Genomic DNA, 22,042 nt, shown 5'->3' on the forward strand with positions numbered 1-22,042 from the left:
CTTTATTTAGTTGTTAATTCAAGCACAGTACTTTCTGAAGTTACATTTGCTTGTTCGATTATTTTTAGTTGATATTGGTCATGGTTCGTTACAACTACTGGTGTTGTAATCTGAAAACCAGCCTTTTGAATTTTATCTATATCAAAAGTTAGCAGTTCTTGACCTTTTTCTATTCGTTCTCCTTGTTGTAAGGATGTTTCGAAATATTTTCCTTCCAGTTGAACTGTATCTAAACCAACATGGATTAAGATCTCTGCACCATTATCAGAAGTAATTCCAATCGCGTGTTTTGTCGGGAATAAAGCAGAAATCGCACCTGAAACAGGCGACACTAATTTACCTTCTGTTGGTTCAATGGCAACCCCTTTTCCAAGAGCTCCAGATGCGAATGCAGTATCATCAATTTCTTCTAACTTTCTCATTTCTCCTGTTAAAGGACTGGTAATGACCTCACTTTTCACTTCTGTTTCGTTTTCAGTAGAATCTGTTGGTTCTTCTGTTACTTCAGGTTCTGTTTCTTGTTTTCCAATACCTCCAAAGAAGTACGTTAGAACAAAAGCCAATATCGCTGCGACAATCATCGCAATAATGGAAGCTACAAAGGATAAATTCAATCCTTCTTCAGGATGAATGAAACTTGGCATCTGGAAGACACCTAGTCCTGCCATATTGTAACCAAGTGTGCCAAACGCACCCAATATGGCACCACCAACAGCTGAAGCTACTACGGTAAAAACAAATGGCCATTTAAGTGGTAAAGCAACCCCATACATACCTGGCTCTGTTACACCAAATATCGCTGAAACAATCGCTGGTGGCGTTAATGCTTTTGTTTTTTGGTTTCTCGTTCTAATGATTACAGCAGTTAAGGCACCTACTAATGCAAATGAGTGTGCAAAAATCAATGCTAAAATCGGATCTTGGCCAATTGTTGCAAAGTTATTAATTGCGATTGGTACAAGCCCCCAATGTAGACCAAACATCACAAACACTAACCAGAAACCACCAATAAATATACCGGCAACTATTGGGCTTAATTCATAGATACCAACACTTGCTGCCCCTAATAATTGACTCGCCCAAGTTGCAATCGGACCAATAATAATAAAAGTTAATGGTATAATAATGAGCATCGTTAACAACGGTACTAGGAACATCTTTAAGACATTTGGAACTACTTTCGCAAAAAATGTTTCTAATTTAGCTGCAAAGAATGTTGCAACAATAATCGGAATGACCGACATCGAGTACGTCATTAAAATCACCGGAATACCAAGGAATTCAATATATACTGGTGATTCAAACATCGTTCCTGCAAATAACGTATACAACGGATCACCTGATTCTGGTATCCCTTCTAAATCCGGATAGACTAATGCCATCGCGATAACCATACCTAAGAACGGGGTTCCACCAAATTTTTTCATTGCGGTATAACCTAAAATGATTGGTAAGAAGTAGAATAGTCCATCGCCAATTGCATTTAAAATTTGATAGGTTCCATCTTGTTCATCTAATAAGCCAACTGCTACAAACAGTGCATTAAAACCTTTTAACACACCAGATGCTACTAATACCGCAAGAATAGGTGTGAAAATACCAGAGATCATATCGATAAAACGATTCAACAAATTGCCTTTTTCCTCGTCTTGATCTACTTCACCTTTTGCTTCAAATCCACCTTCAGCAACGACCGCTTTATAAACATCTGCTACATGATTGCCAATAACGACTTGATATTGACCGCCACTTTTACGAACGGTTACCACACCATCCATTTTATTTAATGCTTCTGTATTCGCTTTACTTTCATCTTTTAATTTAAAACGTAGTCGAGTAATACAATGAACGACACTGTTGACGTTTTCTTTGCCACCGACATGTTGAATAATATCTTTTGCTAACTGTTGATATTTCATAGCTCTTTCACCTCTCTGTTTGATGTTTTATGAAAGCTTTCATTTTTTGCATGTAAGGGTTTTACTTAAGGCAAATAAAAAACCTGAACGAATTGGACCCTACACGCATAGTGATAGCTGTGCGCTTCCAACTCATTCAGGTTATGCCCTATTAAGGTAACATTCCTTACTTTTCCTATAGGTTTTGTTATATTTAATCTATCATCTTCTTATGCAGATGTCAATAAAAATTCTAAAGCGTTTTCCCTTTTTTAATTAGTCCTCTTTTTGTCGATAGGTAACACGGTGAATATGAACCGTTAAATAGACCATTTCATCCTTGGTTAGGAACCAACTATAATTCTTTTCTAAAAATGTTGCTATTTTTTCCGTGCATTTGTATGCTTGATGATATTTATTTTGTACTTGCTCATAAAAGAAATCATCAATTGTTTCTTCCATATTCTCTTTCCGTAAAAATCGCACTGTAAAGAAACGTAAATGAGTTAAAAATCGTTCGTAATTAATCGAGTTTTCATCTAATTCTGTTTTATAATGATATTTCACGATATTTAAAACCTTGTTAACAACATCTGTTACTTGAACAGCCATTTCCATGTTTTCCCCAGATAACTGACTATTTACCAAATGAAGAGCAATAGAGGCTGCTTCATCCTCATTCATTCTAATACCAGTATAATCTTCAATAATATCCAATGAGTGTAAACCAATTTCGAATTCTTTTTTATAATATTTGCGGATCTCGAATAACAATGTGTTTTTTAGCTGAATGCCTTCCTTCATTCTCGTAATCGCAAAACTAATATGATCTGTTAATGCGACATATAAATAATCATTTAACTTATAAGGTAAAATAGACCGCGCATATTCATAAATTTCAGAAGCAATATCCAAATATTTATCCGACGTATTTTGTAATAGCTGATTTAGTTTTTCACTTGTACCGGTATCCTGTAAGACAAAATGCTTCTCGATTTTTTCCTCATCAATGTTTTGTCCCACTTTTTTCTGAAATGCTAAACCTTTCCCCATAACAACCATTTCTTGACCATGTTGGTTAGTAGTGACGACGACATTATTATTTAGCACTTTATTTATCTTCATATCAGACATCCTTTTATTCAATATTTTTGGACGTTTAAACTTATTTTACCGCACTATGACAAAAGGAAAAATGCTTTTAATCATTTGTAATTAAAAAAACCCAAGCTATTGAATAAAACATACTACCCACGTCTAATTACGGGCGATGTACTATTCAATAACTTAGGTTTTGCCTGCTTGATCAGTAACAATCCTAAAAACAGATATTATTTTTGTAAGCGTTTATATAATTAATTATAACTACTTTTGAAAAGATGTCAAGGGGGGAAGCGGGACTTTTCAATTATAGAGATTGGATTTATTAAGGAGATGAAATGATCAATAATTTAATGATTAAAAACAATGTTATGAAGGAAATTGATCTTGCCATTAAAAATGTATGGAAAGTATTGATTATGATCAAAATTGTCTTCTTAATGAAGATTCTATGAAAAATGCTTTCTATTTTCATTTGCGAACTAGGCTAGGTAATGATTTTTTTCCAATTGGGTAAGATGAATAGTAGCGTAAGGCAAGTAAGGAGGAACGAATCATGCATGACTTAGATTTACACCATATCTTTCAACTCGGCCTTATTTTAGTAATGATCGCAGCTGGTATTACCGCAATTGCCAAGAAATTTAAACAGCCTTACCCCATTGCATTAGTCATTGTTGGGGCAATTATCGGCCTTATCAACATTCCCGTATTGGAACCATTGAAAGACTTTATTACGGAGGGGGAAGTGTTTAATTTTGTCATTATTACATTGTTCTTACCAGCTTTATTAGGGGAAGCAGCATTAAAACTGCCCTTCTCACATTTAAATGATAATAAAAAGCCAATTCTTGCTTTAGCATTTGGTGGCACCTTCGTATCTTTTATTATTATCGGTTTTTCTTCTATGTGGCTTTTACACTTTTCTATTCCTGCAGCATTTGTATTTGCAGCATTAATGAGTGCCACTGACCCTGTTAGTGTTTTGTCTATTTTTAAAAGTGTAGGTGTTAAAAAAAGGCTTGCGACTGTTATTGAAGGAGAAAGTTTATTTAACGATGGGTTAGCGGTTGTCTTATTTAATATATCAGCTTTTTCTTTAATCTCTTATCTTGACTTAGGATTATTAGGTGCAGGTTATGGATTATGGGAATTTATAAAAGTAGTATCATTAGGTTTGATAACTGGGGCTTTACTAGGCTATGTATTCTCACGTCTAACCAGATACTTCGATGATTACCCATTGGAGATCATCTTTAGTATTATTCTCTTTTACAGCGCGTTCTTAATAGCTGAAAGTATTCATGCTTCTGGGGTAATAGCCGTTGTTGTTGCTGCTCTTACATTTGGAAACTATGGTTCAAGAATTGGCATGAGCCCTGCAACTAAATTAAATATAAGTAATTTTTGGGATGTCGTAACATTACTTGCCAATTCTCTCGTCTTTTTAATGGTCGGACTAGAAATTACAAGAATCAATGTCGCAGAAAACTGGGGATACATTTTTATCGCCATTCTGATCGTTCTAATTGCCAGAAGTATTGCGGTATATAGTAGCCTTTTCCTTATCAAAAACATCCCACTCTCATGGAAACACATTCTAAACTGGGGTGGTCTAAAGGGATCATTATCGATCGCGCTTGTGCTTAGTCTTCCAAGGGACTTTGAAGGCCGGGAGGAAATTTTACTCATGGCTTTTAGTATCGTATTGTTTTCCCTTGTTGCCCAAGGCCTTTCGATCAAACCGCTTATTTCATGGCTAGGTGTGAACAAGAAGGAAAAAAGCTATCAAGAGTATGAAGCACTTATTACACGCTCCCATCGATTAGAAACAGGTATTCACAAAGTCATCAAGGTTAGAAAGAATTTATTTGTATCAGAATTAGTTTCCAAAGAAATTATTGATGAATATGAGAAAGAGCGTACGGCATTGCATAACGAAATTGAAGAGCTCTTCCGTAACTACCCTGAACTGAAGGAAAAGCAGAAAACGGCCCTATTGAAACATTCACTATATGCACAATACGAGGCAATTAGCCATTTGTTAAGGGAAGAAATTATTTCCAATGAGGTTGCGGAAAAAGAACAAGATCTAATCACCAATAAAATCTTCGAATTGGAAGATGGACATTGATATGGCATTTTCGGGGGAGATGAACGAGATCAACATGCTCTAGTAAACGGACCATTTCTTTCCTTGATCGGAAGGAAGTGAACGTTATTCTAAAAGAATCGAGGTTGCCTTGCTCTTTGTCTCCCTTCTCCATTAGCTTGACCTGCTCTACATTACTTATTAAAACTTTCTGCGTCATGTTAATAAATAATCCGTTTTCAACTACGCCTACTAAAGACTGTAAATCCCTATTTAATTTCTCTGGATCTAATATTTTTTCAAATTTACAATCTAAAATATAATTTCCATTGTCTGTACATAGACTTGACCATTAACTGTTCGACGTTCTAGTTCACACATCGTATTGTATGGATTTTGTTATCGTTCATTTCTGTATGCCCTGTTATAAATTGGAGATAATGATGTATAGATTACATATCATAGGAGGTAAGTGAACGATGCAAATGAAAGGCGCAGTTATCCATGAAAAAGGACAGGAATTTAAAATTGAAAATTTAGAGCTTTCGGAACCAAAAGAAAATGAAGTGCTAGTGAAAGTAGTTGCAGCGGGGGTCTGTCACACTGATGCAGTTGCACGCGACCAGATGATTCCAGTGCCACTCCCTGCTGTACTCGGCCATGAAGGGGCAGGTATTATAGAAAAGGTCGGCTCGGGTGTTGAAACAGTGGAACCAGGTGATCATGTTGTTTTATCTTTTTCATCTTGTGGACAATGTGAGAACTGTCTAACAGGTCACCCAGCTTCTTGTATTTTTTTAAATGAATTCAATTTCGGAGGCAGAATGCCAGATGGTACACACCGCATTCACCAGGGCGATCAAGAAATGTCAACCTTCTTTGGTCAGTCTTCATTTGGCACATATGCTGTTTCGAACGAAAGAAACGTAGTGAAAGTGGATAAAGATGTCGACCTTCATCTACTTGGCCCGTTAGGATGCGGGATCCAAACTGGAGCTGGAACCGTCATTAATAAATTACAACCTGCATTTGGATCAACACTTGCAATATTTGGGTGTGGTGCTGTAGGACTAAGCGCAATTATGGCCGCTAAAATAATAGGATGTGCCAAAATCATTGCAATCGATTTACACGACAGTAGATTAGAATTAGCCAAAGAATTAGGCGCAACACATGTTATCAATGGATCTGAAGTGGATACAGTAGAAGAGATCAGAAAGATAACCAACGGAGGAACAAATTACGCAGTTGAAACTACAGGTGTTTCATCAGTAGTTGTTCAATCCATACAATCACTACGAAGTTTAGGTACTGTTGCAGTAGTTGGAGCAACCGGAGAAGTGACATTAAACGTTCAAGAAGACTTATTAAATGACGGAAGATCTATCATAGCAGTAGTTGAAGGAGATTCTATCCCTCAATTATTCATTCCACAACTTATCGAATATTATAAAAAAGGGCTGTTTCCTTTTGATAAATTAGTAAAATTCTATGACTTAGAAGAAATTAACCAAGCATTTGCTGATTCTGGAAATGGGCTTACGATAAAACCCATCTTAAAAATGTAATGAGACTTCTCTCTTAAACTGGTGTGAAGATGGCATTGAATCCCGGACTCACACCAGTCACTTATGATTGTGTTAGAAAATAGCAATAACGATAATCAGCTCCCAAGAATTGTTCCCTTTGATCCCTTCTTGCTACCTAGTAATTTTTTAGTTAGTTACTGCTTCTACTTTATCTCTTCCTGCTGAAATGGTAACAATCACGCTACAAATACTAATGATGGTACCTAAAACAGCGACTAATATCACCGAAACACTAGGAATAAAAAAGCCTATTGGAATCATAACTAAAAAACTTAAAACGATAAAGCCTTGATAAATAGCTGAAATGATTTTTAGAGGTAACTGATTAAAAAATGCTAAAAAAAGCGGCGGCAAAAATAAGACCACTAACATACCAACAGACATCAACAAACCCATCGGCTCATCAAATGAAACAGTATTAGGTCCTGTAGGATTTTTTGCAGCTAATAATAATGAAATGATAGCTAGTATCATTGTTAAAAACACCATACTCAATCTTTTTCCCATATCGAACACTCCTCGTATAAACTCATCCCCCTTATAAGAACTAGGATGCTTTAAAATTATGTCTATACTTATTCTGCCATGGGGTATATTTCATATTATAACCCTTTGGGAATGAAAAAGAATAAGACTTGAGGCTTAGTTTGCTCCATAAAGTGGAAAAACTGAATTGGGAGAGCACATTCGAGTGTTGATTGTTTGATTATTGATTAACATAATGACTAACGCAAAGTAATATTCCCTATTAGTCAACCCTGAAATCTTTATTAACATCAAAAGCGAAGTCCTACTCGAACTTCGCCTTTGTCATCTCATTAAATTACTCAAATACCCTAGACCGAATCAAAAACCGCTTCCCTTCTGGATTTTCCAGAGAGAACATACCCCCTCTACCTTCCACTACATCAATAATCAATTGGGTGTGCTTCCAGTATTCGTATTGATCTTTCGACATATAGAAAGGGTTATCATGTACATAACCTAATAAAATATCGGAGTCTCCAACTCGAAATTCCCCTCTTGGATAGCACATCGGCGAGCTTCCGTCACAGCAACCACCAGACTGATGGAACATTAAAGGACCATGCTTCTCTTGTAACAGATCCATTAACGCCACTGCCTCATCCGTTGCTAAGACTTTTTCTTGTTGTGCCATGCACCCGCCTCCTTTTTTAAGAATTAGAAAAATCCTTTTGGCGTCTTACTATAACTTACGAGCAAGTTCTTCGTTTGTTGATAATGAGATAACATCATCAGATGATTTTCTCTTCCAATTCCTGATTTTTTATAACCACCAAAAGCAGCGTGAGCAGGGTAATCATGATACGTGTTGGTCCATACACGTCCTGCTTGAATACCTCGACCGAAACTGTATGCCTTATGGAAATCCCGTGTCCAAACACCTGCACCTAATCCATATAACGTGTCATTCGCAATATCTAGCACTTCTTCATCATCTTTAAAAGTGGAAACAGCAAGTACCGGACCAAATATTTCTTCTTGGAAAATTCTCATCTTATTATGACCCTTGAAAATAGTTGGCTTAACGTAGAAGCCTTTGGAAAGCTCTCCTGCTAATTGATTTCGTTCACCACCAACTAGTACCTCTGCTCCCTCTTGCTTGCCGATATCTAAGTAAGACGAAATCTTTTCCATTTGTTCTGTTGACGCTTGAGCACCCATCATCGTTTCCGTGTCTAATGGATGACCAATTTTGATTGCTTTCACACGTTCTACAGCTCGCTCGATAAACGCATCATAAATATCTTCATGTATTAACGCACGAGACGGACAGGTACAAACTTCTCCTTGGTTTAAAGCAAACATTACCATACCTTCAATTGCTTTATCTAAAAAGGCATCATCCTCAGCCATGACATCTTTAAAGAAAATATTTGGCGATTTTCCTCCGAGCTCTAATGTGACTGGAATAATATTTTCAGAGGCATATTGCATAATGAGACGCCCTGTTGTTGTTTCACCAGTAAAGGCAATTTTAGCAATACGACTGCTTGAAGCTAACGGTTTACCCGCTTCTAAACCAAATCCATTTACAACGTTGAGTACCCCAGGTGGAAGTAAATCATGAATTAGTTCTAGCAAGACATGAATCGATGCTGGCGTTTGCTCTGCAGGCTTGATAACAACCGCATTACCTGCAGCTAGGGCTGGGGCAAGTTTCCATGTTGCCATTAATATTGGGAAGTTCCAAGGAATGATTTGTCCAACGACACCAAGCGGTTCATGGAAGTGATAAGCGACTGTATCTTCATCGAGTTGACTAATCGATCCTTCTTGTGCTCGAATCGTTGCTGCGAAATATCGGAAATGGTCAACAGCTAATGGCAAATCTGCAGCTAACGTTTCTCGTACCGCTTTTCCATTATCCCAAGATTCTGCGACAGCTAGCATTTCCAAGTTTTCTTCTATGCGATCTGCTATTTTATTTAACATATTCGCACGCTCTGCTGGAGATGTTTTCCCCCACGTTGGTGCAGCCTCGTGGGCAGCATCTAGTGCCAGCTCTACATCCTCCGCAGTAGAACGAGCTATTTCACAAAAAACTTCTCCTGTTACGGGTGTCACGTTTTCAAAATATTGTCCTTTTACAGGCGGAGTCCACTCACCGCCAATATAGTTGTCGTATTTTTCTTTGAAGTTCACTACAGAACCTGGTTGGTTTGGTGCTTCATATTTCATACTTATTCCTCCCCATTTTTAACAATACTTAAAGTAGGTACAACACCTATTTAAAATATATTGATTGAGGAGGGGAAATATGACCAGCGTTAGAAGAGGTTGATTTGAAGAAATCTATTATTAATACCTTCTCCTATTATCGAGAGTGTCCCTCAAAGGTACATGCAATTAAATACTTACGAGATGTTGTGAAAATGAACTATGGAAAGAGCCAACTCTTCATAGAGTTGGCGATAAGAGGAGTGTCAGTTTAGCTATAGGGGCTTAAAAAATATCAAGCTGTATCAGTAATGCTAACAGAATTTGCACTAGTACTTGTAAAGAAATAGCAACATCCGTGTCAGTAGTGGTTACACTAACATTATCTGAACCTTCTATTAAGATTTTTTGTCTATTCACTTGGTCAATTTCTGCACGTTGGAGCAACTCCTGTGTAACTAGCTCTGCTCGATTACTATCTGCTATCGTGATGTTAACAACGAGCGCAATTGCAACCTGTAGGGCTGCTTGAAGAGAAACAGCTACTTGCGTATCAGTAGTTGTAACATCAACACCACAAGAATCTCTTACTTCGATTACTTCAAAGGATCCTTGAAAAATGTCAGCATCCTGAGTAGCATTATTTTGAATAGCCGCATTACTGTTATTGCTGACATTACGGGTACTATTGCTATTACAATTGGAACGACAGCCATAAAACTCATCGATCACTTTTCGTCTTCTTTTTTTACCCATTACTTACCACTCTCCTTTTTATTCACTTTTTTCATTAACTCCCGTATTGGACTTTCCACGGAGTCTAATTCTTTTTTAAAATTCTCTGGTTTGTTTTTAGCAGTAAAATCGCCAACTAGTGATTCTAGATTTTCAGCAATATTTTTTAATTCTTGTTTTTGATCCTGTGATAATTGGTTTGTGATAGTTTCCTCATTGGTTATTTTGTGTTTTTTTAGCACACTTGTAACAGTCACTCCTGCTAAGCTCTTCGATAACTTTTTTAATTCTTGGTTCATTTCTTCCAACTTCTACTCCCTCCTTTCAGTACCTTTCACTATTAATATATCGATAACCACGCTAACAGATTGGACTTGTTCCTTAATCTACTAAAAAAAAGGTAGATGTCTTAATATATTTGTCTCTACTATGGTACAGAATGTCCAATAGAAAAAGGCCTATTGATGCAACCACTGAAAGATTGGCACGAACTGTGCTAACGATTAATGGAAAAGGGATATAGGAAATACTCAACACTCGCTACAGCTTAGGAATACAAAAAGGAGGGAACACAGAACACCTTCAATACCTTTTTTAGGAAAATATACAAGAAGGGAAGGTGCAGCGGTCTGAGAATTCAATAAACAGGGATTAATATTGGAGAGGTATAAGTGCTGGTTTTTGTGGGAACATCTGATGAAACCAGAAAGTTTCAGCATAACCGAAGAAGATAAAAGGGCAATACAAAAGTGGTTTGGCAAGCTATTTGGAAGAGCACATTTTGACACCTATAATGTAACGATATTATATGCGGAGGCAGGGACATAACTAGTCAAACAGCCATTTTAGGGTTTAATTAGTCCTTATCACCTTTTTGGGTGATAAGGACTTACATGTGGATAGGAGTGTTCATTGTGCAAATATCTATAGCGTAATTTTCACTTCTGTTCCATCTTTCGCTTTGACATTGACAAGTTCTGTTCCTTTCAATTCTTTACACGTTTTAAACACTTGTTTTAGCGCTTTGTAGTCTATCTGATCAATAATCTCTTCTACATTATCTACACGTTTTAGTAACTTTTTTAAAACTCGCTTTGAGACGAATAACCTCAAAAAACTATTAGGGAACAGGATACGGATTGGAAACTTCAACTCATTTGTTACAACCTTTATTTTCATGGCTCTACTCAATCACTATTTTTACTATTTCACCCTTTGCACTATCCACATCCACAATAGGTCCCTCGACATTATTTGAAATGGCATCCAGAATTAAGTTGATATCGGCTCCACCTAAATACTCTTGGACAGCGGGAATATTTTCAATCGCACCATGTAACGATTTCACTAATTTTAATGGTAAATTAACATTAACTTTATCACCATCAGAATCGATGATGACTTTTAAGCTTTTAGACATGTAACTGTCGTTCTCTACTGCAGGTGGGGCTGCTTCTTCTTTTAACGTTGATATAATTTCTGCGGCCTCACTATTACTCAGCTTACCTTCTTGAACAAGTTCCAACACTTTCATAATTTCGTTTTCCAATTTTGTCCACTCCTTATTTAATTTTTTGTTTTGGTTTGCCCATTCAAAAACATCATCTAAAAGAAGGATCTCGTCTTTCGTCGTCATCATTACTAATCAATTATGCTTTTTTATCTCTCGACAAATCATTTTTCTTTTTGTTAAAATACAAATACGAATAATTTTTCTTGCCTTCACTTTTTGGAGTGAAGGTTTTTTTATTTTTTCTTTAACAGCTTAATGGCTTCTTCTGCACTTAGTTCACCATTGCTTAACCTATCAATAACATCCTTCTTCTCATCTTCTTTGGCCTGCTTCACCTTATACGGATCACCCAATTCAGAAATAATTTCTTCCAACTTATTTCGTACAGTCGGATAAGAAATATCGAGAACTTTCTCAACTTCTTTAATGCTTCCACGGCACAAAATAAATGTCTCGATAAATTCTAGTTGTTCTTTCTTTAATGAAAGTAACTTTGGGAACTCAAAGGTGTTTTCAATTGTTGTATGACAATGTCCACACGTTAGTTTCGTTACATTTAACCCCTCCCCACAAACTGGGCAAGCTGTAATGACTGGTAATCCCACTTTTTCACCTCCTTTACATTAAGTATACGATTACACTTATAAAAAATCAATTATTAAATTAACATATTCAATCTAAATATTAATTTTTTTAATATATAAATTGAATTTATTTATAAATAAAGGGATAAACTCATCTTACTTGGTTGGAAGGATGTTAGGACTGAGCAGCTATAACAAACGATATTATTTATGCAACCTAACAGGGAAATTATGTTAACATAAGATAAATATAAACTTTATGTAGGGGGAAATCATTTTTATGAGAAAAGACAATAATAAAGCACTATTAACTATATTTATTTTCGTATTAATCATACTGCTAGCAGCATGCGAAAATTCATCTGCCAAATCGGATCATGATGGGAACAACCAATCACCCGATCATACTTCAGATGAGGAAATCCATGACTCTAGTGAGGAAAATGTAACAGAAACTGTGTCGAATAAGGAGATGGATACTAAAGAGGAAACAGAAAAGACTTCAGATCAACTACCAGAAGAAAAGGAAGAAACAACTGCTAATGATACAACTACCAACCAAAAAGAAACGTACTTGAACAAATTAAACGAGACAAATGAAAAAACGGAAAGTATGGAAGCTGTAGACAGTTCTACATATGCTTTAAAAGATGTAGCACATAAACAATATGAGGCATGGGATGATTTATTAAACGAGATCTATGGTGTTTTAGAAGCGCAATTATCTGCTGAAGAGATGAGCAAATTGAGAGAAGAACAACGGAATTGGATCACACATAGAGATGAAACGGCGAAAGAAGCATCACTAGAATATGAAGGTGGTACAATGGAACAATTAGAGTATGTAACAGTTCTTGCAAACGAAACAAAAGAAAGATGTTATGAATTAGTGGAAGCATATATAAACTAGCTATTGGTGAACATAGAATATTTTCACAGTTCCATAATCTTAGCATGGGATTGCCCTCTAAATACGAAGGGAGCATAACATTTTTGAAACGGAACAAGCTCTTTTTATTATTATTGGCCTAGTTTGCAAGTATTTTAGTAGCTATGACGATTAATGCATGGTACGGAATTGGGATAGGAATGTTAGCTGCAGGAATATTTGGTTGTTCTTTAGTAGTTATCTTGTTCGTGTTTATTTTCAAGCGAATTGTAAGGTGAAAATATAACCCTTGCTCAGGTGACATCATCTCCTTTCTTGGTTAATCCGTTTCATCCTTCGCCATTCCAATTAAAGGTCAACCACGGAAAAGAGACGACTTTCTCGTTCATGGAATGAAAAGTCGTCTCTTTTGTTTTATAAAGCATTCTTTTCAAAGTATCACCGTGTTCTGCAGCGATCATGCCTGCATACATGAAGATTCGATGGGACATATAACGTGACCTCCACATTAGTTTTTTCACAGCTAAGAACAAGCTCGGTGTGTTAAAAGCTGCTCACTTGGTCACTTTCCCCACTATTCTTCTCTGATTGCCTTTTTATAGAAATAGAAATAACATAGATCAGGAGAAATATAGCATATACAATGGTTGCTACACCATATACTGCTTGATAAGAACTAACAGTAGCCATTAATCCTAATATAAAGGAACCTCCCCCGATACCTAAATCAAAGAAGTTAAAGAAGGAAGCCATTGCACTTTCATGCTCGTGTTCGTCTACCAAGTTCATACACCATGTTTGAATAGCTGGGAAGATAGAACCAAATCCAAACCCATAAAAGATAGCTGCTATGAAGAAGGTGCTATCACTAACTGCTACATAAAGTAGAATCAAACCTATAATAGATAGAATCGATCCAGGTATAAGAATAACCGACGGTCCATATATATCAAATAGCCTTCCTGATATTAGTCGAATGACGAGACTAGCTGCTGCGATTAATAAGAAAAACAAACCTACTTTATTAAAATCTTTCTCTATCGCATACAAAGAAAAGAAAGACATAATTCCTCCTGCTGCAATACCAATTAAAAATACGAGCATTGCTGGAAACAGCACTTTCTTCTCCCATAGTTTAAATTTTATATTTTCTCTTTTATCTAACTCTTTGCTATTAGGTCCTCTTTTTATAAAAACTGCCATGATAACAGCTAGTAACATAATAGCCATTCCTCCAAGGAATAATCGCTGGAAGTCATATAATTCTAATGTTATCATTCCAATCATTGGACCTACAGAGATCGCTATTGTTTCTCCAGCCCCGAAGTAACCAATCCCCTCACCTCGTCGATCACTAGGAATGATTTCAGCTGCAACGGTAGTAAAGTAAGTAGTGGCTAACCCAAATCCAGCTCCGTGAATGAGTCGAAATAGTAATAACATGGTGATATTAGTTGATAAATAATAGGCTCCTGTAGACAGGGCTATGATTAATGTACCTAAAATTAAAAGCATTTTTTTATCAAATTTCGTTGCTAGGATCCCAGCAAATGGACGAATAAAAATAGCAGATAACATAAAAACACCTGTTACTAAACCAACTTGGCTCGCTTCTCCTCCTATAGCTGTTACAAATAAAGGAAGCGTAGGTAATAGCATTTCAAAAATCATAAATACTAAAGCATTGGAAATTACTACAAAAATGAACGACAGTGACCACATCTTATTATTAACATGAGTCATACTTTCTCACACCTCTATTTTATTATTTTGTTGTAATCAAAAAAGAAGTCTTCTTTTCAATTAGCAACAAAAATAATAAACCTTCCTGTAAGGGGAAGGTCAATAGTTAATGGGAATTTGTATTTCTGTAAGGTAATCTTCTTTATATTTGGAGATATAGTGGTCAATGATGGTCCTCTCTATAGCATCTCCTACTATTTGATAACCGTTCTCTTCGATGTAATGAAGTAATTTCTTATAATATGGAGCAGATCCAGTATGATCTCCATTATAATAAATAGAGGCATATTTTCCCTTTGGAAAAGATGTAACTAAAGGGCTATCTATATCTTCTTCTTCGATGATGATGAAAATAGAGTTATATTCATCGAATTTTTTGTCCTCACAATTTTTGATCCTAACCGTAAATCCAACACCACCAATAAATATAGAGGAATTCATATTCGCTAGATTCTCTAATTGTCTCAAAGAAAGTTCCACCTCTGGTTCTGAACCGATATTTTCAATTAACCTTATTACGTTCCGCTCTTCCATTTCGACTATTCGTACGACTCCCAACTCCCCTATTCCTTGAGCCAATTTTATATCCTTTATTCGATTCTCAAATTTGCGGTTAACCCGCTCTAACTCTTTGATTTTATTCTCTGTTAGACGCTTTTGCGTTTCTAATAAATTCACGAAATCATCTATATCTCTATGATCTAAATGGCTTTTTATATCCTTTAAAGAAAAACCTAATCCTTTTAAATATTGAATAGTATTTAATTGCTCAAATTGTTCAGTTGAATAATATCTATAGCCATTATTCACATCAATTTGAATAGGTTCCAGTAAACCAATCTGGTCATAATACCTTAGCGTTTTCATAGTGGTGTTATGAAGTTTCGCCATTTCTCCAATTGAAAATAAATTTTTCATTGTGATTTCCTTTCTCTTTTATTCTTATAAAGACTATGATAACCGATTTTAATATACAAGTCGCTAAAGCTGTAAGACAACCAAGCAGATACTATGTACAAAACCTACCAACAGTCCTCTTCACGTAGGGTTCTGATCTCTTCCTCCGATACGCATATCATTTCAAGGTGAATATTTGAATATTTACAAATAATTTACATAAAATTCCTAATTTCTATGGTAAACTAAAATAGATTCAATAAAGGAGGTAGAAAAATGGTTAAAAAAATAGTGTATTTAGTTGCTTTTGTATCTATCTTATTGGTATCGTTCAACGTTGTTTCTGCAGATAACTTAGAAGGAAAAGGAAGTCAAGAAGCATCCACAACCTCTAATGTAGGAGTTTCTAATAAACCACCAACTGAAGAGGGTAAAAAAGAGGAGATTACTCCATTTGGTGTTTATCCTCCCTCACAAACACATGACATATCTAAATCAGGTAGAATGTCCTTTTCTGGTAAAGCAAATACTTCGAATTTATGGACAAATAAATACTTCACAGGATCAAGTTCTTATAAAATATGGTTCAATAACAAAAGTAGTAGCACTTTAAAAGTAGAATTGTGGAAAGATGGATTCTGGAGTGATAGTTTAGTAAAAACGTACTATATAAGTAGTGATAGGTTTGGCTATCCTTCTGGATTAGATCATAATGCAAAGTATTATCTGTTATTTCACGCCCCTAGTAACTTTGATGGCTACATTGATATGTAACATATAATGATTTTTTGAACTAAATATTATAGGTGAGATAGTTAAACAAAGAATATAAAACGCCAAAGTAATCCATTTGGCGTTTTATATTTTATCATCTACATATTAAAAGGTGAGAGCACTATGTCCAATACAAAATTAAAAATTATAGCCTTGACTGCTATGGTTATTGATCATATTGGTTATTTCATCCCTGATATGCCAGATTGGTTTCATTGGCTAGGAAGGTTAGCAGCTCCTATATTTATATACTGCATAATAATAGGTTATAAACATACATCCAGTATAAAAAAGTACCTTGTCCGCTTATACGTATTCGCATTTGGGATGAGTGTTATGAATATGATTATCAATCAAATTGTCCATTATTATGAAAGAAGAGAAGCCATTTATGTTGATTATTATCTAACAAATAATTTCTTAGCTCCCTTATTTTTAATTGGGCTATTGATTATGTTATTAGACCAAAGGCAAACAAAATATCTTCTTTATTTTTTCGTGTGGCAAATAATCTCGACTATCTTGTCTATCACTCTCGTAGAAAAATATAGCTTGCTATCATTAAATGATTTAACAGCGACCTATATGTTTTTTGGTACCATCTTTGGTAATGTTTTGTTAACAGAAGGTGGGATTCTCTTTATCGTATTAGGGATTCTTTTTTATTTAACAAACAAAAATAAAGGGGTATTGGCCGTTGGATATCTCCTGTTCTGTTTAATTATTTTTGTAATCCCACTAAAATGGAGAGGAGGAATAGGAGGTGGCATTTCAAATATTTTATTTCCATTTGACGACACTCAATGGTTAATGATTTTTGCACTTCCTTTAATATTGCTTTACAACGGAAATAGAGGAAAGGGAGCGAAGTATTTTTTCTATATATTCTACCCTGTACACATCGTTATTCTTTACTTTATTCATTTATGGATGCTTAATAGCACGCCTATCTGACTTGAAAAGAAGAGGTTGTCTGTAGGGTGAATTTAATTTTAGAAGTAGTAATCAAATAGATGCGTATTACTTCTTCCTCCATTTTCTCGAATCCAAACGTCCTTTATAAAAGTGAACCAGCCTTCACTTCTGCCTTTGCCCTCTAAACGTTCTGCTAAGGTCATCACAATTTCGATCCCTTTCTGGAAAGGTTTTTTCTATATGTTCTATTATATCATGGTAATCTCGCGTTTGTAAGGGTATGGGCGGCATGTAGTACGTATTGCATCCATGCTTCAAAAAAGGCGATTACAGTGGATTCACCTTCTAATTCATTTATATAATATAAATCACGTATAATAGAATCAAATATTGTATCATGATCTTTTTTTAAAATCATCTGGACAGATCCCTATATAAACAGAAAATGTAATCATTAACACTATAAAACGATGAAATATGTAATATCAAGTTAGTTATAATGAAAATATCAGGATGTTTTAACCGAACGAATTGAAAAGGCTTACACGAATTAAAAAAGAGGTGATGATAGAGTAAACAAAATTACGACATCCCAATTCAAACTTAGATGGATATTTTATGAAGGAGGAAATCTGATGGCTACGAAAAGACCACTAATTTGGGTATTATTTCTATCATTGTTTATTTCGCCATTACTATTCATTGGTAATGATGTAACAAATGCAGCAGCAATCGATTCGATACCAAACACAGAACGACACTTCAAAGACTATGACAATAGTTATCTATCCGTAACTGGCTACGCATCATCAGGGGTTCATGATCGAAGTGAATACATGGATACTTCTTATTATCGTAAAGTCAAAACAGAAAGAGAGTTTTTACAAGCGCTATTGGATGCCGGAAATGGAGACGTTAAAGTAATTGAAATAGCAAGAGATCTTAATCTGGGATGGAAAGCATTAAGTTTAAATGAAGAAGAAACGAAGAAATATCGCTTTATAAGAGAATACCGAGATCCTACAAACGGATTCACCAATCCAAAGTTAGCATCCTCAGGGGTTTCGCAATTAGATGTAAATAATGTGGATGGATTAACGATCTTTTCTAAAAAAGGGAAAACCATCAGAAGCGCGGAAATCAATTTACAACGATCATCCAATGATATTGTCATCCGAAACTTGAATTTTGACGGCATGTGGCAATGGGATGATACGGGGAGACATAAGGAAGTAGGCTGGACTTTTATTAAAGTGAATGGTGCCAACAACGTATGGATTGACCATTGTCAATTCTCGATTGCTTCAGATGGACTAATTGATACCGAAAATGGTGGATCTAATATTACCATCTCCTGGTCTAAATTTGGTTTACCTGCTAGTGAACATCCACCAAAAGACAGCGATATCTATCAATCGATTCAATATATGGAAGAAGCATACGCTGCAAATGAACTAGAATCAGACAGTGTATACTACAACATGCGTAGTGATGGTGCGTCGAAAGAGCAAATTATGGCATATGCTGCCTATCACAGCAAAGTACACTTAACTGGCTCAGGGGATAAAGATTATGTGGATTATGTAAGTAGCAGCGGAATGAATTATAAAGATGGTAATCAAAGAATCCGGTTAACTCTTGCTTATAACCAATACACGAATGTCGGTCAACGAGTTCCGATGATCCGACAAGGGGCAGGCCATGCATTCAACTTATATCTTGATAATTCTACACACCAGAATGTCTTGGATAATGTAACTGCTATTGCGGAACACGGAAGAGGTAAATTTTCTCGAGCACTTAATGCAAGAAATGGAGCTTCGATCGCAACCGATACTTCTGTATTCCATGACATTAACGAACCAATTATCGGTGCGGAGATTCAAGGGTTAGATACGAAGAACATGGATGACCAATGGGCGGAGCTTTTCCAGCACGCCTATAACCGAAATTTAATCGTAAACTCCAAAGTAACAAATCAATATGGAACGTATACCGGAAGCAGTTGGGACAATAATGGTGAAAACCTATTTACAACTGGATTCACATGGCATGACAAAGCAACCATCGGAAACTGGGCCTGGTCTTCACATATTGTCGGAAGTGAAGATATGGATAAAATGAATCCACCGTCAGAACCTTTTACGTTTGAGTATAAATATGATGAGCAACTTCCTTATACTTATAATGTCATTCCGTTAAATAGTGTGGTAGATACGGTTAAGGAATATGTGGGAGCTAACAAAATCAATCAGGGTCCAAAGGATTGGTTAAAGACAGAATATAGCGCGAAGTAGAAAAATGGACATTAGCAATGAATCAGGTACATGGTGTGAAGAGGAAATTGGTTTTCCCAGCGTTGGTGATGATCCTATGATATGATTATGACGGTAGTGGGCACTACGATCATGAATTAGCGGTTCCTAGAGAGATTGGCGGCTATCAAAAAGTTAATAGACCTCTCCTACTAATCTGGTTTGTTAATAGGAAGGTCTATTTTCGTTTGATCAGCGATACGATCAAAGCAAGCAATGAAATGAAGAAAGTACCAATCATTTCTATCGATCCTTACACATCCTTTGCCTTATTCCTATTTCATATACTTTTACTACTTCTTGTTATCCTGTTAGTTTAAAAAATCTCTCTTATATTGAACAGCTAGATATATTCCCGAAGCGATGAATGCCAAACCATATTTAAATAAGAAGAAAATTTGCCACATATATTCTTTCGGGAAAATCAGATCACATAAAACTATTCCACATAACATAATGAGGCAACTTTTCAAATTTATTAAATTCGTTCTTTCGTCACCTTTACCCATTTTCTTCGTAAATACAAATATTAGAATCATTCCAACTACAAGCAATACAAAACCGCTACCAAGGAGGATATTCCAATTACCAGGTGATTGTTCCGCCCAGGTTCTTAAAGGATCAAAGATAGATTCAATTTTCAATTTAATCATTTCCTTTCTCATAAGTAAAAATATCGTTCACATCAACTTCAAAGAAATCAGCAATACGAAAGGCTAATAGTAACGTAGGAACATAGTTTCCTTTCTCCATTACAAAAATGGTTTGTTTAGAAACACCAACTTTCTCTGCCAGCTCTCGCTGAGACATTCTGGCAAGGACTCGATATTCATACACTTTATTGGATATCGAATCATCAAAATTCCCTTTCATTATCATCACCTCTACAGAAATTATAAACTTTTTCTTTAAAAAAGTAAAGTATACTTATACAATAAAACAATAAACTTATCTGATCGTTTGATTCATACAACTTACCTAGACGTTCTTCATACCCATTTACTTGTATGCATCTAACGCGCTAACTTCATAAAAAAGCCTAATTCCCCCTTATTTGTACAGAGGAACTAGGCTTCTGGATTTTCACAAAGATAATCTTCTTTTTAAAATGCTAAAAACTCAGGTCGTGATTGTTCATGCTTATCGAGCATAATTTGTTCCGGCTTGATGCCCTGCTTACGAAGTACTTCTATGTTCTGAACAAGGAATTCATCACTGCCGACAACATAGAAGAGACCTTCTTTGTCATCAGCAAGATTTTTCACTTCTCCATAGTAGTCTTTACGGTTATCAACAAACTTTGATGTGAACTTCTTGTCAGGTGCAGATTGAAAAATATTGGTAAATAAAAAATCTTTTGATGAATCGATGTTCAGAGAATGCATTTGCTTGACGTTGTCAGCGCGTTCGAAATAATCAAGTACAAGCGGTCTGAAAGTTGCTAGACCGACACCTGATGACAGCAAATAAACATTTTTGTCTTCTCTTTTAAGTGGTACATTCGAATGTGTCTTAAATATGGCCACTTCATTGCCAATCTCCATATTTCTTAAAACCGATTTAAATTCAGAACACTGCTCTCTGATACGTGTCGTAATACCGATTGAATTTTCATGTGGTAGTGTGGAAATGGACATGTGACGAATCAGACTACGGTTTGGTTTCTCTCCAGCATTAAAGCCTTCCAATGCGAAGTGGGTGTGGGAACCTTCTTCCCATGTAAAGTCTTCCGGACAGTCAAGCAGGTATGTTTTAACCTCAGGTGTTTCTTCTATGATTTTATTTATTTTCGTCCAGTATATTTGCATGATATATTCTCCTTAACTCCAATATAGTATTGTTACTATTTACTATACAGCAAGTGATAATAATTCTCAATTAAATAGATTTTTCTCAAATAACTTTACAAATTGGAGGATCATGATGAAAAAAACAAAAGAAGTAGCTGCGGCCTGTATTGAAAATGATAACCATAAATCTAAGTGCTTTGCGCTCACATACGAAGAACATGCTTAATAAATGGGAGTTCCCTAGGGATAAGGTGAAACTACACATGAGCATTACAACGCAAAATATTAGAAGAACTGGATTGTAAATTTGCAACCACTGAGATTATTTGTGAATATACACATGAATATGATACGTTTACAATTCATCTCCATGAAAATAAGGGGAAACATCATGAACAAAACCATATCCAAGCGATCCGCTTTTAACCGGTCTAAACTTTCAATCAATTTCATGGCTCTTCTTATTTTTATTAAATTACTGCGTTTTAGATGCTTTCTTTACATACCATTTTTACGAATAAAAGG

24 protein-coding genes and 1 pseudogene are annotated in these 22,042 nt (G+C 35.7%); 7 read left to right on the forward strand and 18 right to left on the reverse strand.

Translation table 11 applies throughout. From position 1 onward, the window contains the following. Positions 1-2: 2 nt before the first annotated feature. Both D569_RS0108310 and licT read right to left on the reverse strand, forming a co-directional pair. Positions 3-1,919, reverse strand: a complete 1,917-nt coding sequence (locus tag D569_RS0108310; RefSeq protein ID WP_018931958.1) for a beta-glucoside-specific PTS transporter subunit IIABC — start codon at positions 1,917-1,919, stop codon at positions 3-5. Positions 1,920-2,174: 255 nt separating this feature from the next. Next, positions 2,175-3,023, reverse strand: a complete 849-nt coding sequence (gene licT, locus D569_RS0108315) for a BglG family transcription antiterminator LicT (RefSeq protein WP_018931959.1) — start codon at positions 3,021-3,023, stop codon at positions 2,175-2,177. Positions 3,024-3,555: 532 nt separating this feature from the next. Here licT and D569_RS0108325 point away from each other — a divergent pair. Beyond that, a complete protein-coding gene (locus tag D569_RS0108325) occupies positions 3,556-5,133 on the forward strand; it encodes a Na+/H+ antiporter (RefSeq protein WP_018931961.1) in 1,578 nt (525 codons plus the stop codon). Here the strand turns inward: D569_RS0108325 and D569_RS23965 are convergent. Then, positions 5,096-5,422: pseudogene (locus tag D569_RS23965) on the reverse strand (ribose-5-phosphate isomerase A); the annotation flags it as partial. The gene D569_RS0108325 and the pseudogene D569_RS23965 overlap by 38 nt on opposite strands. Positions 5,423-5,570: 148 nt before the next feature. Here D569_RS23965 and D569_RS0108330 point away from each other — a divergent pair. Next, positions 5,571-6,659 (forward strand): NAD(P)-dependent alcohol dehydrogenase, encoded by a 1,089-nt coding sequence (locus D569_RS0108330; protein ID WP_018931962.1) that lies wholly within the window; start codon positions 5,571-5,573, stop codon positions 6,657-6,659. Positions 6,660-6,806: 147 nt separating this feature from the next. On the opposite strand, the gene D569_RS0108335 is transcribed toward D569_RS0108330, so the two are convergent. The 5 genes from D569_RS0108335 to D569_RS0108355 all read right to left on the reverse strand — a co-directional run bounded on the left by D569_RS0108335 (position 6,807) and on the right by D569_RS0108355 (position 10,405). Next, positions 6,807-7,187, reverse strand: a complete 381-nt coding sequence (locus tag D569_RS0108335) for a hypothetical protein (RefSeq protein ID WP_018931963.1) — start codon at positions 7,185-7,187, stop codon at positions 6,807-6,809. Between the two features lie 316 nt (positions 7,188-7,503). Then, positions 7,504-7,839 carry a DUF779 domain-containing protein gene (locus D569_RS0108340; RefSeq protein WP_018931964.1) on the reverse strand — a complete coding sequence of 112 codons (336 nt, stop codon included), beginning with the start codon at positions 7,837-7,839 and terminating at the stop codon, positions 7,504-7,506. Between the two features lie 23 nt (positions 7,840-7,862). After that, positions 7,863-9,383 (reverse strand): aldehyde dehydrogenase, encoded by a 1,521-nt coding sequence (gene adh, locus D569_RS0108345; RefSeq protein WP_018931965.1) that lies wholly within the window; start codon positions 9,381-9,383, stop codon positions 7,863-7,865. 264 nt (positions 9,384-9,647) lie between these two features. Continuing rightward, positions 9,648-10,118, reverse strand: coding sequence for a spore coat protein (locus tag D569_RS0108350; RefSeq protein WP_018931966.1), 471 nt, complete (start codon positions 10,116-10,118; stop codon positions 9,648-9,650). Further along, complete coding sequence (locus tag D569_RS0108355) at positions 10,118-10,405, reverse strand: hypothetical protein (RefSeq protein WP_018931967.1); 288 nt, start codon at positions 10,403-10,405, stop codon at positions 10,118-10,120. Before D569_RS0108355 ends, D569_RS0108350 begins: the two co-directional genes overlap by 1 nt. A 388-nt stretch (positions 10,406-10,793) precedes the next feature. Between D569_RS0108355 and D569_RS25005 the strand changes: the two genes are divergently transcribed. Beyond that, positions 10,794-10,925, forward strand: coding sequence for a hypothetical protein (locus tag D569_RS25005; protein WP_281169066.1), 132 nt, complete (start codon positions 10,794-10,796; stop codon positions 10,923-10,925). 96 nt (positions 10,926-11,021) lie between these two features. On the opposite strand, the gene D569_RS22705 is transcribed toward D569_RS25005, so the two are convergent. From D569_RS22705 to D569_RS0108375, 3 genes are all read right to left on the reverse strand, one after another. After that, positions 11,022-11,276 (reverse strand): hypothetical protein, encoded by a 255-nt coding sequence (locus D569_RS22705; RefSeq protein ID WP_018931969.1) that lies wholly within the window; start codon positions 11,274-11,276, stop codon positions 11,022-11,024. 4 nt (positions 11,277-11,280) lie between these two features. Continuing rightward, the gene (locus D569_RS0108370) at positions 11,281-11,646 is read right to left on the reverse strand and encodes an SHOCT-like domain-containing protein (RefSeq protein WP_026287267.1); all 366 of its coding nucleotides are present in this window, start codon (positions 11,644-11,646) and stop codon (positions 11,281-11,283) included. A 197-nt stretch (positions 11,647-11,843) separates the two neighbouring features. After that, the gene (locus D569_RS0108375) at positions 11,844-12,215 is read right to left on the reverse strand and encodes a DUF2089 domain-containing protein (protein WP_018931971.1); all 372 of its coding nucleotides are present in this window, start codon (positions 12,213-12,215) and stop codon (positions 11,844-11,846) included. Between the two features lie 259 nt (positions 12,216-12,474). Between D569_RS0108375 and D569_RS0108380 the strand changes: the two genes are divergently transcribed. Continuing rightward, entirely contained in the window at positions 12,475-13,104 is a 630-nt protein-coding gene (locus D569_RS0108380) for a lysozyme inhibitor LprI family protein (RefSeq protein ID WP_018931972.1), read from the forward strand. 308 nt (positions 13,105-13,412) lie between these two features. On the opposite strand, the gene D569_RS24335 is transcribed toward D569_RS0108380, so the two are convergent. The 3 genes from D569_RS24335 to D569_RS0108400 all read right to left on the reverse strand — a co-directional run bounded on the left by D569_RS24335 (position 13,413) and on the right by D569_RS0108400 (position 15,744). Next, a complete protein-coding gene (locus D569_RS24335) occupies positions 13,413-13,574 on the reverse strand; it encodes a hypothetical protein (protein ID WP_018931974.1) in 162 nt (53 codons plus the stop codon). Positions 13,575-13,626: 52 nt separating this feature from the next. Beyond that, a complete protein-coding gene (locus tag D569_RS0108395; protein WP_018931975.1) occupies positions 13,627-14,826 on the reverse strand; it encodes an MFS transporter in 1,200 nt (399 codons plus the stop codon). A 99-nt stretch (positions 14,827-14,925) separates the two neighbouring features. Beyond that, the gene (locus D569_RS0108400; RefSeq protein WP_018931976.1) at positions 14,926-15,744 is read right to left on the reverse strand and encodes a MerR family transcriptional regulator; all 819 of its coding nucleotides are present in this window, start codon (positions 15,742-15,744) and stop codon (positions 14,926-14,928) included. Positions 15,745-15,999: 255 nt separating this feature from the next. On the opposite strand from D569_RS0108400, the gene D569_RS0108405 reads away from it, so the two are divergent. Continuing rightward, entirely contained in the window at positions 16,000-16,497 is a 498-nt protein-coding gene (locus D569_RS0108405; protein ID WP_018931977.1) for a hypothetical protein, read from the forward strand. A 123-nt stretch (positions 16,498-16,620) separates the two neighbouring features. Further along, positions 16,621-17,451, forward strand: a complete 831-nt coding sequence (locus D569_RS0108410; RefSeq protein ID WP_018931978.1) for a TraX family protein — start codon at positions 16,621-16,623, stop codon at positions 17,449-17,451. Between the two features lie 38 nt (positions 17,452-17,489). Here the strand turns inward: D569_RS0108410 and D569_RS25010 are convergent, their stop codons facing one another. Continuing rightward, on the reverse strand, positions 17,490-17,618 hold the full coding sequence (locus D569_RS25010) for a hypothetical protein (RefSeq protein ID WP_281169068.1): 129 nt from the start codon (positions 17,616-17,618) through the stop codon (positions 17,490-17,492). A 429-nt stretch (positions 17,619-18,047) separates the two neighbouring features. On the opposite strand from D569_RS25010, the gene D569_RS0108420 reads away from it, so the two are divergent. Beyond that, a complete protein-coding gene (locus tag D569_RS0108420) occupies positions 18,048-19,709 on the forward strand; it encodes a pectate lyase family protein (RefSeq protein ID WP_018931980.1) in 1,662 nt (553 codons plus the stop codon). A 329-nt stretch (positions 19,710-20,038) separates the two neighbouring features. Here the strand turns inward: D569_RS0108420 and D569_RS0108425 are convergent, their stop codons facing one another. The 3 genes from D569_RS0108425 to D569_RS0108435 form a co-directional block, all read right to left on the reverse strand. Next, complete coding sequence (locus D569_RS0108425) at positions 20,039-20,380, reverse strand: hypothetical protein (RefSeq protein WP_018931981.1); 342 nt, start codon at positions 20,378-20,380, stop codon at positions 20,039-20,041. Continuing rightward, complete coding sequence (locus D569_RS0108430; protein WP_018931982.1) at positions 20,373-20,600, reverse strand: helix-turn-helix transcriptional regulator; 228 nt, start codon at positions 20,598-20,600, stop codon at positions 20,373-20,375. The genes D569_RS0108425 and D569_RS0108430 overlap by 8 nt, the downstream gene beginning before the upstream one ends. A 230-nt stretch (positions 20,601-20,830) precedes the next feature. Continuing rightward, positions 20,831-21,535, reverse strand: a complete 705-nt coding sequence (locus D569_RS0108435; protein WP_018931983.1) for a ferredoxin reductase domain-containing protein — start codon at positions 21,533-21,535, stop codon at positions 20,831-20,833. Positions 21,536-22,042 lie beyond the last annotated feature (507 nt).

This window comes from Gracilibacillus lacisalsi DSM 19029 (assembly GCF_000377765.1).
Classification (GTDB): domain Bacteria; phylum Bacillota; class Bacilli; order Bacillales; family Amphibacillaceae; genus Gracilibacillus; species Gracilibacillus lacisalsi.

Bases quoted from the DNA above. Each gene is read 5' to 3' on its own strand.
- D569_RS0108350 (WP_018931966.1), bottom strand. From the start codon at position 10,118: ATGGGTAAAAAAAGAAGACGAAAAGTGATCGATGAGTTTTATGGCTGT.
- D569_RS0108405 (WP_018931977.1), top strand. From the start codon at position 16,000: ATGGTTAAAAAAATAGTGTATTTAGTTGCTTTTGTATCTATCTTATTG.
- D569_RS0108340 (WP_018931964.1), bottom strand. From the start codon at position 7,839: ATGGCACAACAAGAAAAAGTCTTAGCAACGGATGAGGCAGTGGCGTTA.
- licT (WP_018931959.1), bottom strand. From the start codon at position 3,023: ATGAAGATAAATAAAGTGCTAAATAATAATGTCGTCGTCACTACTAAC.
- D569_RS0108435 (WP_018931983.1), bottom strand. From the start codon at position 21,535: ATGCAAATATACTGGACGAAAATAAATAAAATCATAGAAGAAACACCT.
- D569_RS0108395 (WP_018931975.1), bottom strand. From the start codon at position 14,826: ATGACTCATGTTAATAATAAGATGTGGTCACTGTCGTTCATTTTTGTA.
- D569_RS25005 (WP_281169066.1), top strand. From the start codon at position 10,794: ATGAAACCAGAAAGTTTCAGCATAACCGAAGAAGATAAAAGGGCAATA.
- D569_RS24335 (WP_018931974.1), bottom strand. From the start codon at position 13,574: ATGTCCCATCGAATCTTCATGTATGCAGGCATGATCGCTGCAGAACAC.
- D569_RS0108330 (WP_018931962.1), top strand. From the start codon at position 5,571: ATGCAAATGAAAGGCGCAGTTATCCATGAAAAAGGACAGGAATTTAAA.
- D569_RS22705 (WP_018931969.1), bottom strand. From the start codon at position 11,276: ATGAAAATAAAGGTTGTAACAAATGAGTTGAAGTTTCCAATCCGTATC.
- D569_RS0108380 (WP_018931972.1), top strand. From the start codon at position 12,475: ATGAGAAAAGACAATAATAAAGCACTATTAACTATATTTATTTTCGTA.
- D569_RS0108325 (WP_018931961.1), top strand. From the start codon at position 3,556: ATGCATGACTTAGATTTACACCATATCTTTCAACTCGGCCTTATTTTA.
- D569_RS0108335 (WP_018931963.1), bottom strand. From the start codon at position 7,187: ATGGGAAAAAGATTGAGTATGGTGTTTTTAACAATGATACTAGCTATC.
- D569_RS0108310 (WP_018931958.1), bottom strand. From the start codon at position 1,919: ATGAAATATCAACAGTTAGCAAAAGATATTATTCAACATGTCGGTGGC.
- D569_RS0108410 (WP_018931978.1), top strand. From the start codon at position 16,621: ATGTCCAATACAAAATTAAAAATTATAGCCTTGACTGCTATGGTTATT.
- D569_RS0108400 (WP_018931976.1), bottom strand. From the start codon at position 15,744: ATGAAAAATTTATTTTCAATTGGAGAAATGGCGAAACTTCATAACACC.
- D569_RS0108430 (WP_018931982.1), bottom strand. From the start codon at position 20,600: ATGAAAGGGAATTTTGATGATTCGATATCCAATAAAGTGTATGAATAT.
- D569_RS0108420 (WP_018931980.1), top strand. From the start codon at position 18,048: ATGGCTACGAAAAGACCACTAATTTGGGTATTATTTCTATCATTGTTT.
- D569_RS0108425 (WP_018931981.1), bottom strand. From the start codon at position 20,380: ATGATTAAATTGAAAATTGAATCTATCTTTGATCCTTTAAGAACCTGG.
- adh (WP_018931965.1), bottom strand. From the start codon at position 9,383: ATGAAATATGAAGCACCAAACCAACCAGGTTCTGTAGTGAACTTCAAA.